Raw genomic sequence first — 11,935 nt, 5'->3', positions numbered from 1 at the left:
ACGGCCGGGACCCTTCAACCACTGCCGGTCCTGGCACGTCCGACCTTCTGCCCGTTCACTTCTTGCCGCAGCTGCTTCGTCCACGGCCGGGACCCTTCACCTTCTACCTACTGCTGGTCCTGGCGCGTCCAACGGTGTTTCTGGTTTCACTGCTGTTGCTGTGGCAGCGCGTCCACGGCCGGGACCCTTCAACCGCTCGGTCCTGGCACGTCCGACCTTCTGCCCCTCTTCACTGCGTCGTCTTTGTATCCAGCTATCCACGCTCGTCCGGGCAGTTCGTCGTGATGCCTACGTCCTGCTCTGCCCTCGTGGATCCGTTCCTTGCGATGTCAGAAACTCTACCCCCACCCACCACGGATGTCTACTTCGGCCACTACAGATTTTCGGTGCCGGAGGCGTAAAGGCTGAGCCTTCACGCTTCCGGGAGCAGCTCGGCGACGGCTTGGTCGGCGCTGTCGCGCAGCTCGAAGCGGGATAGCAGGCCGGTGCGGTGCAGCAGCTGCCGCAGTCCGTGCGGGACGCCCGCGAACAGCAGCCGGCCGGTGGCGGTGGCGTGGATGCGTTGGCGGGTGTGAGCCAGTACCGCCAGGGCGGTGGAGTCGTAGAAGGTCAGCTGAGAGACCTCCAGCACCAGCCGGGGGCCCTCGCTCAGTTCCCAGACCGCCTCCACGTGGCCGGTGAGCGTGGGTGCGGTGATGAAGTCCAGGTGCCCGCCGACCTCCAGCACGCTGCAATGCCCGTGATGGGTGACCCGTACCCGCAACGCCTGCCAGCGATCCTCCACCTCAGCCCTCCCCTAGTCACAAATCGGCTTGCCGCGATAGGCCGCGAGGGGTCACGGTAGCGGCCGGTGAACGATCCCCGCGATACCCCGAGGAAGGGGCAGAGATGCCCGTGGCCGCAGGCGAAACGGAACGCGGCTTCGTCGAGGCCCACCGCTCCCGTCGTCCCCCGCCGCAGACACACCCGGCAGCGCGAACTACCCCTTCACCACAACCGCCCTCATCGCAACGCCCGCTCGCATCGCCGCCGGCGGGCGCCACCCCGGAGGAGTCAGGCTGGCGTGATGTGAGCGATGATCGCCTCAGCGATGTCGTCGAGGGCCAGCACTTGGTTGACCTGGCCGGTGGCGATGGCAGCCGCGGGCATGGCGAAGAACGCCGAGCTGGGCTCATCCTGGACGATGACGGCGCCACCGCGGTGAGTGACGGCGCGCACCCCGGCTTGGCCGTCATGGCCGGTGCCGGTGAGGATGACCGCCAGCGCGCGAGGCCCGCAGGTGACGGCCAAGGTGGCCAGCAGCAGGTCAGCCGAGGGGCGGGGCGGGGGCAGCGCTCCGGTGTCGATGAGCGCGACGCTGGCAGGGGAGGTGACTAGCAGGTGGTGGCCTGGTGGCACGATCAACACCAGGCCCGTCTCTAGGGCGGCGCCGTCGGCGGCGACCCGCACCTCCAGAGCGGTCCGCCGGTTCAAGATGTCGGCCAGTTTGCTGTCGTAGGTGGGATCTTGGTGCAGGGCGACCAAGGCGGCGGCGGGCAGATCAGCCGGTAGCGCAGCCAGCACCCGTGACAACGCCTCCAGGCCCCCGGCCGAGGCAATCAACGCCACCACCGGGTAGCCGTCGCGCGGACGCGGTGGCTGTCCAAAAGTGAGAACCGAGGGGCTGCCGACCTCGCCCGCGGCGAGTGAGACCGCCGCGTCGGACGGATGTGTCATAGCGGCAGCAAATCACATCTCGGCTCACGCCGAATCCCTGGTACGAGGCGGGGCGATGGTGCCACAACGTATGCAATGGGCGCTTTTGGACGACAGAAGACCCGGTGCTACCTGCTGCGGCATGAGGGGGGCCGCCTTCCTGCTCGGTGATCTCGGCAGGTTACGACCGGCCACCGTTAGCCGCCACTGGCACGAAGTCACCCTGCGAGGTGGAACAGACGGCCTTCGGCGCCGGTTTACGTGACCCTGGTCCACATTCCCGTGATGCCGTCTTGGTACTTGCCGTAGAAGGTGTGCAGGGTGGTCTCGAAACCCCACGCCTTGAGCATGTCCTGGCTGATGGGGGTGAGGTGGGTAGGGTCCATGGACAAGACGTCCCAGACCTCGGGGTTCGGGGTGGTGATGACGAGGCCGCAGGTGGCGTTGTCCTGGAGCGCCTTGACCAGGCGGCCGGGGTCGTGCAGGTGCTCCAGGACCTCCAGACAGGCGAACCAGTGGAAGGTGCGCGGCGGCTGCCAGGTCTCCAGGTCCACCCCGTCCAACCATCCATCAATAGGCACGTACCGGCCGCGCCAGCCGTAATCGACCCGCAGGCACACATCCAACTCGGTGCCGCCCACGCCGACGTCCACGAGGATGTCCCGGTTGGAGATACGCGCGGAGAACAGCCGGTCGGCCGCCGCGTCGTAGCGAGGCTTACGAGCCCTGTACGGGGTACGCGGCCGGTGGATGTACTCCTCACACAGCCGGATGCGGTCGCCTGCGGTTGTCACGTCTCCTCCAGTCGGTTGCTACTCGGTGGGCCAGAGCAGGTCGGGCTCGCTCGGCGCGCTGTAATTCACGCCGGCCACGTCGAAGCCGTACAGACGGCGCACTTCGGAGGTGAACCAGTCGATGTCGGCCAGGTCGCCGATGGTGGCGCCGTCGACGGCCCCCCACCGCTCGGTCACCTGCTCCTGGATGAGCGGGTCCCACTCCCACCGGTCCAGGCGGATGCGCCCGTGGTCGTCGAGGTCGAGCGCCTGGGCACCGATGAGCCGATCCCACAGCTCGACGGACTGCTGAAGCGGGGATTGCATGGCCTCGCCGAGGACGCCGCGCAGAAGGCTGACGTACAGGGCGATGCCGGGGATGGCGGTGGAGGCCTGGGTGACGGCGGCGCCGTTGACCGACGTCATGGCCCGCCCGCCGACTCCGGCTAGGTCGCCGTTCAGCGTGAGCGCGGTCTCCTCCAGGTGGGCCTTGGCGGCGCCGATCGTTCCGTCCCGGTAGATCGGCGCGGTCAGGTGCGAGCCGATGTAGGACAGGGCCACGGTGGTGAACCCCGGGCGCAGCAGGCCACGCTCGGCCAGGGCGTCGACCCACAGGGCCCAGTCCTCACCGCCCATGACCTTGATGGTGTCGGCCCGCTCGGTGTCGCTCCCCGGTTCGACCCAGATCTCCTTCAGCGCCGGTTTGTCGTCGCTGACGTCGAGGGTCTTGGTGCTGTACCCCGCCCCGAGCGGCTGGATGACCGACTGGTGCGTCTGCCCGGTGACGGGATCGACGCGCCGAGGCGCGGCGACGCTGTAGATCAGGTAGTCGATGCCGCCGAACCGCTCGCCGAGCAGGTCAAGCACCTGGGTTTTGGTGTCGTCGGCGAAGGCGTCGCCGTTGATAAAAGACCAGTCGCGACCGGCCTTGGCCGCGAGTCCGGCGGTCGCGATGGTGCGGTACCAGCCCGCGGTGGCCGTGCGCCGCTCGGTGGGCGGGCGCTCGAAGCACAGGCCGACGCCGTCGAGGCCGTAGCGACGGATTCCCGCGATCGTGGTCGCCATCCCGTAACCGGCGCTGGAACCGATGACCAGGGCGACCGGGCGGCGCTCGGCCTTCGTGGCGGCGGTCGCGGGGGCGACGCGGTCCCACATGTCGCCGACGATCTTCTCGCATCCGGCGGGGTGGGAGTCGAACAGCAGGAACCCGCGCCCGCGGGGTTCGATGAGTCGTTCCGTCATCGTGTACCTATCTGGTCGGGCCCGCGGGTCGGAGCCCGCGAGGCGCTGAACGATCATGACGAGGTCGCCGACCGTATGAGCCTGGCCGGTGTCCTCATCTGGAATGGTCACCTGGAACCGCTTTTCGAGGTCTCGAATCAGTTCCAGCAGCGAGAGGCTATCGAGGCCCAGGTCATTCCACAGGCTCAAAGTCAGCTTGGCGCAGTCGCGTGGCGCTCGTCCGGCGGCTTTGGCGACCGCGGCCACCACCACCTGCTGCGGTGTGAGCTCGTCAGTCACGGCGGCCACCGGCCGCGCTGAGCCGTGACCACAGGGCGTCAGCGGACACGAACGGCAACGCCGGACCTCCAGGGCCGGTTTCGCCGGTGCGCTGCTCGAACGTGTCGATCAGCAGCGAGCAGGAGCCGCAGAAGCTGCCGCAGGTCATCTTCTCGGTCTCGGTGCGGGGAATCACATCGTGCAGGGCCTTGAGGCCGCCGCCGGCCCGGACCGTGGCGACGTAGGAGGAGCGGTTGGTGCGGGCGATGATGTCGCGCAGCCGCTCACGAAACAGGTTGCCGAAGCCGAGCTTCTCCGGCACGTTGAACGCCGCGCAGGCGTACAGGTTGCCGTCTGCTTTCAGCAGCGCGGTGGGCAGCACGTAGGAGCCGACCGTGGGCGCGAAGCAGTCGTAGCAGGTGTCCATCCACTTGGAGACGGGTGTTTGGCCGGGCCGGTGGATCGGCGCCTGATTCTCCAGGCGCTCGTTGTCGAGGTAGACGCGCATCGTGGAGTGGACGCGGTCGTGCGGGAAGTCGCCGTAGGTCTCTTCGTACAGCCGCATGAGGGGGTAGATCTTGTGCTCGCGGTCGGAGGGGTCGGCGAGGCTGCTGATTGCGATGTTCAGGTCCCGTTCGGTGAACTCGGTGACCGTGTGGTGGATGATCCGGGCCACGTCCTCCAGCCGAGTGGTCTGCTCTCCGATGGAGACCATCAGCAGCGGCACGAACAACTGATTGTCCAGTAGCCCGGCTTTGATGAGCTGGTCGAAGGTGGGGCCACAGCGCCGCTTCGAGCCCCAGATGCCGTTCGTGGTGAGCTTGTTGATCTCTACCCCTGCGCTGCGCGCCCGTGACATGAAGCGCAGCAGCGCGCGCATCGCGACGAACGGCTCTCCGCCGGTGATGGCCACGCACGGCAGGCCGACGTCGGCGAACTCCTCGATGAGGTGCTCCAGCTGCCGGTCACTCAGGGACCGGCCCGCCTGCAGGGAAAGGGCTCCCATGCCGCAGCTCGGGCAGGAGTCGTTGCATTTGGTCGTGATCTCGAACTCGACCCTCAAGGGTCGGTACGGCGCCTCGGCCAGGCCCACCTGGGCCCAGCGGTCGCGGATCCGGTCGAACACGTCGGGGGTCTTCACCGCGTACTTCCCGGTGTAGGGGACGACCGGGGTTCGGCCGTCGATGTAGGTGTGCGCACCTTCCTTGATCATTTCTAGCCCTCACTTTTCGTGCGGGTAGGCGGGGCGCCGCGTCTTCACGCGGCGTTTTGGTGTGGTGCCCCCTGGCTGCTCCCTCCCCTCGCCTGGGTATGGAACAGAGAGATGGTGACGTGGGTTCACCTGCAGCCAGGGGGTGTTGTGCCCCGGTAGGGCGGCGGTCGGGCGAAGACCGTCCTCGGGGAAGGCTGGCCCTACCGGGAGCCTGTTACTGGGGCCGCTTGCGTCGACTCGTGGCGAACAGCACGGCCAAGACCGCCGCGTATGTCAACATCACCCCTACGAGGACCGGCTTGGGTACCGAGTCCGGCGACGCCACCGTCCATACGGCCAGAGCCAGCGAGCAGACGATGAAGATCGCGTTTCTGATGGTTTTAAGGCGCAACGGTGTCTCCGTAGAAATGGGAGGTCAAGCAGGGAGGGGGTCAGCCCTACGCGGGCTGGAGGTCGTGAAGGCGTACAAGAAGCTGGGTGGCCAGAGCCTTCCCGAGGCGGTTGTCGGACAGCGTCAGCTCGACCCCTTCCGCCAGAGGGAGAGCCAGCTCCCCGAGAGGCACGTACAGGTTTGCCAGGACGCCGTAAGGCTCGTAGCCGCCCACGGTGTAGATGGCCGCGGCCTTGCGAAGGTGGGGGCACTGCTCGATCGCCTCAGGGATACAGTCCCGGCAGGTGGGTGGAGCGTTGGTGTATCCCTGATCCGCTGACTTGCCGTCGTCGGAGAGCAGCCACGACCACCGCCCGGACTCATGATCGAGTGCCGGCCTACTGCATATCTGGCAAAGCCCCAGGTCGATGTACTGCCACTGACGGCGGGTATGGACCTTGGGGAAGATGGGTCGGCCCCGGTTGTTGGTCTTCTGGCGAGCCCGCAGGACCCCATAGCCCCAGTCGCCTGGGCGAGGGCGAGCATGCCGCAGGCGTGGCCCGGTGGGGTGATTCACGAAGATGACTTGCTGCGTTAGGGCTTCGCCCTCATGGGCGACGACGGCCGGGGCTCGAAGCCGTGTCGGCGCGGCGCCGGTCACTGCGGCCTCCCAGCCGACCAGATCGACCACCTCACCCGTGCGGCCAGGCACCCCAGCTCAAGGTCTCGGAACGTCGATTCGGTCACGTCGGCAGGGTTGCTCTCGGGGCTGCCCTTGCGCCGCGCCTCGAAAGTGCCGTCCGGGGTCTTCGTCACGTCGAACTCCGGTATCTCTGATGTCACGCCGCCCCCTTCGGCAGCGCCGCGAGAATCAGATCCACCACCGCGTGAGGCTCGCCAGCATTCACCAGTTGGGCCGTGACCCCCACCGAAGGTAGGGAAACCACATAGCAGCCGGAGCGCTCCCCCACGGTCACGGTCGCCACCTCCCAACCCTCACGGCTGTGAGCGACAAGCTCGGGGACCCGCCGCGTTCGCTGTCCCATAGGCCACGGCTTGTTGTCCACTCCCAGCTTCAGGGCGATCGTGTGAACGACGTAGGTGTGGTGGACACTCTTCGTCTTCAGTAGCTGCTGTACGACGGCGAGCGCCTTGTCATGCGTCTCGGCGACAAGGTCACTTACCTCAGGATGGGTGCGCTCCTCTGCGCTGGTCTCTGTTGCTGTCTGTGCGGGGATCATGACTCTGAGGCTAGGAGTTGCCCCGTTTCCCCACACCTGCGACGGAGCCCACAATCGCTCAGATATCAGGGTGGCGCTGACCTGCTTTTTCCTCTAATCCGTGTTGCCTGCCCATTGAGATGGGTAACGTGGCGCCGAAACCGAGGAGGCGGCGAATAATGCCTACCCAGAGCCGAGGCAAGGAAAGTCCTCAAGCGCGAGGACGTGAACTGGCGCGTATGGGTCGAGAGTTATTTCAGGAGACAGGTTCGGTCAAGGGGGCCGCTGTCGAGCTAATGAATCGACATCCCGACATACCCAGTCTGCAGGCACATCGCTATGCCTGTGGCCTCTCGCAGGATCAAGCCGCCGTTCGGTACAACGAGGTAACCGGGCACCAAACCAGCCTGGGCGGTACCTCCATCAACGCTTGGGAGACATGGGCGCGTGCTCGCGGTGGAGCTGGATCGCCTCCGTCATTCTCAAGCCTGCTGATTCTCGCCACCGCATACAGCAGTGGCCCCCTAGGAGTCGCAAGCGAGGACATCTCCCCCAGCGACCTGGTCGCTGAAGCGTATGAGCGCCTCGCACCCGAAGAGCAGCTTTCACTGAAAAGCTTCACCGCAGCCAACTCGTTCCCAGAGCCACCCGGCCTACGGCTAGTCCCGGAAGGGCACCCGTTCGCGGTGAGGCGTCAGATGGTCGACGCTTCCGACAATCCCATCGGCCCAGACTTCAGCTTGGCTGCTCCCACTGTCGAGTTCGGCAATCCGGAAATCTGCCTGTACTCCCTCCCCAACCCCCGACCGGGCCAACTGCTGAACCTGACGTGGGCATCGTTCGGCCACGGGCTCGAACGGCTTATCCAGCAGATCAAGAACGTTGGGCGCCGCGTGGATGTGGATGCCTGCTTCGGGATCAACGAAGCGGGCCTAGTGATGGCAACTTTCCTTGCATCTGCCCAGTTCGGGCGGTGCCCCATTGGATACCTCAAGTGCAACAAGAGTCGGGACTTCATCACCCTCGATCGGTCCTCGATGTACCCGGACCTGCCAGAGGCTCCAACGATCGTTCTGTGCGACTTCGAGGTCAAGCACGCGGATGTCGTTGGATTCATCACCGGCGAGATTCGCCAGCGTTACCCTGGCGCAGAAATCTACTTCGCCGTCTTCGGCGCCATGACGAAGGAGCGGAACCTCGAAGTGGCCAGCTTCGATGACCTGACAGGCGCTGGCATCATGCGAGCTGCTGCCTTCAAGGCGGTGTTCATTGCTGCGACGATGTCCCCTCCGGGGATCGAACCACCCCTGGAGTTACGCTGACAACGGAGGTACCTGCAGTGCCCGAGGCCCAGCTTCCGAGCATCGCCGAAGATCTCACAACCCTGGTATCCACGCTGATCAGTGAGATTCGCCCTCAGCTCATCGGCGCTGCCCTCTCGGGCAAGCATGCCGACCGCACGAACGCCCGGCACACCGACAACTTCCTGTCCGACTACGACCTGCTCCTCCACGACCGCTATCGAGAGTTGCTCTCAGAGATCTTCCCGTCCTTCGTCTATGCCAGCGAAGAGGCCGACCCGCAGGTCATAGGCGACGACCCTGACCCCGACCTGTGCGTCCTCGTAGATCCGCTGGACACGAGCGAGATGGCTGTTCGTTCCCTCTACGGCTACACGCACGTCATGGTCTACTCTCGAAGCCTCGCACGCCCGATCGCGGCTGTGGTGGGTGACATCTTCCATCACCTCCAGATCTACACTGCGGCCCGTGACGAAGCCGGCCAGGATCACGCATTCCTGCGTGAGCAGAACGGTGCCACTCACCCCCTCCGGCCGAGGCAAGCTGTGCCCGTACAGGAAGCCCTCATCACCAACTTTCTGATGAAGCCCGATCGCTTCCAGGCACTGGCCCAGCAGAACCGCCTGATCGAGGAACTGAACCAGCCTGCCGACAACGGGAACAGCCGTGGCCGTATCGGTGTGGACTTCGGCTCTATCAGTTTGTGCCATGTTGCTGCTGGCTTCACGGATGCAACGATCGAGTTCTCAAAGGGCTTCGCAATATGGGACCTGGCCCCAGGGCACTACATCCTTAGCGCGGCTGGCGGGACCGTCATCGACCTCCATGGCAAGCCCATCTCACTGAACTACCAGCTCGATACCTTGGGCGATATCGCCGAAGCGATGGATCGGCGCCAGATGTTCATCGCAGCCACCAACCCAACGCTTGCCGACGAGATTGCTAACGTGCTGACAAAGGAATGAGAGCGCCGACTGTTCGGCCAGACGCACTGAGGTCCCTTCCCATCTGGGAAGGGACCTCAGTTAATTCTGGACATTGCGGACGCTTTATTTGGCGCTAAGGCCGACCGCTGATGGTTAGCGCCAGACTCCGCCCACGAGGGCGTGCCGGAAGGGCCGATTGCATGTTTGATCCTTCACCTTGACCACCCCGCTCCGGCTTGACCCAGTTGGGTCAGGAACATCCGTGACGGTATGGGTGGTGCAGGGCAGATCCGCGTGCCCGCGCCGCGCAGGGTACGCGCACGACACGACGGGCGTGCGGATCGCCACGACCGGGGGAGGGAAGACCTCACCTTGCTCGACGCCCCTCTCGCCCGCCTGATCATCCGGTTGCACCCGCCGCCCGGCAAGGGCCCAGCTCCGACGGATGCGAGGTTGGCCGGATCTGGACACCGTTCCGTATGGAACGCGCCACGAACGCATGCCATCGCCAAGGGCACCGAGGTTCTGGCGCCCCGTCACCGTACTCACTGACTGCGCACGTCAGCACCCAAATGACGGCTGGTGATAGCCGCCTTGACGGCACCCCCAGTTGGTCTCAGAGGTTCGAGTTTCTCGGCTCCACTCCGGTTTCTCGGCTCCACTCTGGCAAATCTGCCCATTTACATTCTCGACTGTTCGATAAAAACTCTGGCCAAAGGCCGCCGTTGAATCATCAACACGAAGACGGCGACGATGTAACCGGCGTAGAGAAGGGATGACGTCGCGTGGGACAACCAGACGAGAGCGTCATGATCAAGAGCCTCGGCTCGACATACTGGCGCAACATTCAATACCAGGAAAAAACAAACTGGTGTTGGAACGCGACGGCGATCAGCATCGCGAACTTCTACGCCAACTCGCAGGTTTGGACCCAGTGCGGATTCGCCGCCGCGGTCCTCAACAGGGACGACTCCCGGCTCGCCGACCAGCGACCGTTCCGCTGCTGCCCGGATGACGAGTTACGCGGGGACTGCAACCAGGGCTGGTGGCCGGATGCCGGGCCGCTGCAGCAAGCCGGGATTCAGGTCCCGGTTGCCGACGCTGACAGGCATCGCGTCGACCAGACGTGGACGGGCGGCAGGTGGGTGGGGGTCAAAAGGCTCATGGAGTTGACGAGGAACGAGGTCAAGGCGGAGATAGACGCCGGACGCCCGATCATCATGAACATCGGCTGGGGTGGCGGCCTGTCCGGCCACATCGTCAACATCTGGGGGTACAGCTACCGCCCGCAGACCGGTGAACTGGTGCATGTATGGGTGCATGACCCGTGGGAGGACACGGGAGGGGTATACGAGGGCATGGAGGACGCTCCCATCATGTGGGTCGCGTGGGAGACGCTCTTCGGCGGTTACCCGGGCGGCCAGAACGGCACCTGGAACAGGACCTTCAAAACTCGGCGCAACTAACCTCAGGGAGCTTTGCAATGCCGTTGAACACGCCCGAACCGCCGGGACGGATCCGCGACGAAACGCGCTCCCAGCTCGGCCAAATCGCCAGAGCCAGCGGAGACGGCCCGAAACTGCTGGGCGAGATCGCCCCGGATGACGTGGAGGTGTCCACCCCACACCGGGTGTACGCACTGCTCGTGCGAGACATCGAGGCCGGCGGCGGCCTGGAAGCGGCGCAGCCGGTGGGCTGGCGATTCCTGCTGGAGTCCGGCGGCAATGTGCTCGCCGGCGCCGAAGTCTCCGAAACGCCGGAACGCACCTTCCCGCCAACGTTCTACAGAGGCTCATCCGTTGGAGCCACCGCGACCGCGGTCAAGGCCGCACGAGCCCTGCCGCAGCTCCAACTGGCCAAGTTCGACCTGCGGCTCCTGCGGATCCCCGAGCTCTACCAGATGGCCCTGTGGTTGCACGCCCCCAACACCGATCTGCTCATACCGCTGGCACCCTCCCCGATCGGGCGCGAGGGCCAGGTCACACCATCGCCGGTGTTCTTCCGAGAACTCGCCGCCCACGCCCAGGACTACAGAGCCCACCAGCCACCCGTCTGGGAGCCGACCTAACGCCACCCACTCACCCCTCCTGGAGAGGATCACAAAAGACCACCGGTCAGGGTGAGCTGCCCGGGGAAGCGGGGGTGACTTCATCGCCTCCGCTTCCAAGGCCGTGGTGCCTGCGCACATCATTTCCCAGCTCTGGCCCTGGCCGCACACCGTCAACCACCTGGTCATCATGTCACCGCCGGATGTGCTGCGGTGGGACGAGCGCCGAGGACTGGTTACGCGGACGGCGCCGGCGGTAGGTCTTCCTCCAAGAGTTGGACCCGCAGCGGGTTGGGGACGCACCATTACAGCGCGGTCCGGCGGCCACGCGTATCGCGAGCGACTTGCTCGACGATGAGGACTCGCACAACTTCGGCCACACGCGGTGGATGACGAGACGTCATCCACCGCGTAGACGTGTGCCTATGCCGTCATTCGTATGAATAGGTAGGCGACGACACTGCTGTAGCAACGGCTGTAGCAACCAGCGCGAGTTCACTGGGGTTCGTCGCGATGCGAGAGAGGCCGCTACCAGGGGAAACGGACCTCGGCGAACCTGCTTGGACCCTATGCCTGAGACTACGGATCAGAAGGTTGGGGTTTCGAGTACCTCCGGCCGCACAGCAGGTCAAAGGCCCTCCGGGATCACCCCGGAGGGTCTTTTTCATGTCCGTACAGCAGTGAAATACAGCAACCGGGTCAGCCGTCGCCGTCCAACTGCTAGTCCAGCCGGTCAAGTGCAGCGCGCTCCCTCATCAAGCGGGTCTGTCCAGTAAACGGCTCTGGCCCACTTTCGGTGGTGACGGAGCGTGTTAGTTCGTGTTGGTCCATGGCTATCTCGGGGTGCTGTGTCAGCGTGACACCGGTGTGACGTAAAGGATCTTGCGGGG

General features: G+C 65.2%; 12 protein-coding genes. 5 read left to right on the top strand and 7 right to left on the bottom strand.

Going from position 1 to position 11,935, the window contains the following annotated elements:
- Positions 1-412 precede the first annotated feature (412 nt).
- The 5 genes from ACSDR0_RS46935 to ACSDR0_RS46915 form a co-directional block, all read right to left on the bottom strand.
- Positions 413-784: an STAS domain-containing protein gene (locus ACSDR0_RS46935; protein ID WP_435295477.1), complete on the bottom strand. Its 372-nt coding sequence runs from the start codon at positions 782-784 to the stop codon at positions 413-415.
- A gap of 269 nt (positions 785-1,053) precedes the next feature.
- On the bottom strand, positions 1,054-1,716 hold the full coding sequence (locus tag ACSDR0_RS46930) for a chemotaxis protein CheB (RefSeq protein ID WP_435295476.1): 663 nt from the start codon (positions 1,714-1,716) through the stop codon (positions 1,054-1,056).
- Between the two features lie 236 nt (positions 1,717-1,952).
- Positions 1,953-2,489, bottom strand: coding sequence for a hypothetical protein (locus ACSDR0_RS46925; RefSeq protein WP_435295475.1), 537 nt, complete (start codon positions 2,487-2,489; stop codon positions 1,953-1,955).
- An 18-nt stretch (positions 2,490-2,507) separates the two neighbouring features.
- On the bottom strand, positions 2,508-3,989 hold the full coding sequence (gene fabV, locus ACSDR0_RS46920; RefSeq protein ID WP_435295474.1) for an enoyl-[acyl-carrier-protein] reductase FabV: 1,482 nt from the start codon (positions 3,987-3,989) through the stop codon (positions 2,508-2,510).
- Complete coding sequence (locus ACSDR0_RS46915; protein ID WP_435295473.1) at positions 3,982-5,181, bottom strand: radical SAM protein; 1,200 nt, start codon at positions 5,179-5,181, stop codon at positions 3,982-3,984. The genes fabV and ACSDR0_RS46915 overlap by 8 nt, the downstream gene beginning before the upstream one ends.
- Before the next feature lie 239 nt (positions 5,182-5,420).
- Here ACSDR0_RS46915 and ACSDR0_RS46910 point away from each other — a divergent pair, with 239 nt between their 5' ends.
- Entirely contained in the window at positions 5,421-5,891 is a 471-nt protein-coding gene (locus ACSDR0_RS46910; protein WP_435295472.1) for a hypothetical protein, read from the top strand.
- A 317-nt stretch (positions 5,892-6,208) separates the two neighbouring features.
- On the opposite strand, the gene ACSDR0_RS46905 is transcribed toward ACSDR0_RS46910, so the two are convergent.
- Positions 6,209-6,394 (bottom strand): hypothetical protein, encoded by a 186-nt coding sequence (locus ACSDR0_RS46905; protein WP_435295471.1) that lies wholly within the window; start codon positions 6,392-6,394, stop codon positions 6,209-6,211.
- On the bottom strand, positions 6,391-6,792 hold the full coding sequence (locus ACSDR0_RS46900) for a hypothetical protein (protein ID WP_435295470.1): 402 nt from the start codon (positions 6,790-6,792) through the stop codon (positions 6,391-6,393). Before ACSDR0_RS46900 ends, ACSDR0_RS46905 begins: the two co-directional genes overlap by 4 nt.
- Before the next feature lie 677 nt (positions 6,793-7,469).
- Here ACSDR0_RS46900 and ACSDR0_RS46895 point away from each other — a divergent pair.
- From ACSDR0_RS46895 to ACSDR0_RS46880, 4 genes are all read left to right on the top strand, one after another.
- Positions 7,470-8,093 carry a hypothetical protein gene (locus ACSDR0_RS46895; protein WP_435295469.1) on the top strand — a complete coding sequence of 208 codons (624 nt, stop codon included), beginning with the start codon at positions 7,470-7,472 and terminating at the stop codon, positions 8,091-8,093.
- 17 nt (positions 8,094-8,110) lie between these two features.
- Positions 8,111-9,037, top strand: a complete 927-nt coding sequence (locus ACSDR0_RS46890) for an inositol monophosphatase family protein (RefSeq protein WP_435295468.1) — start codon at positions 8,111-8,113, stop codon at positions 9,035-9,037.
- Between the two features lie 746 nt (positions 9,038-9,783).
- Positions 9,784-10,464 carry a C39 family peptidase gene (locus ACSDR0_RS46885; RefSeq protein ID WP_435295467.1) on the top strand — a complete coding sequence of 227 codons (681 nt, stop codon included), beginning with the start codon at positions 9,784-9,786 and terminating at the stop codon, positions 10,462-10,464.
- Between the two features lie 17 nt (positions 10,465-10,481).
- Positions 10,482-11,066, top strand: a complete 585-nt coding sequence (locus tag ACSDR0_RS46880; RefSeq protein ID WP_435295466.1) for a hypothetical protein — start codon at positions 10,482-10,484, stop codon at positions 11,064-11,066.
- Positions 11,067-11,935 lie beyond the last annotated feature (869 nt).

Source organism: Streptosporangium sp. G11, assembly GCF_051192615.1.
Classification (GTDB): Bacteria; Actinomycetota; Actinomycetes; order Streptosporangiales; family Streptosporangiaceae; genus Streptosporangium.
Note: the sequence above shows the minus strand (reverse complement) of the source record. Positions and strands in the feature narration are given on the sequence as shown.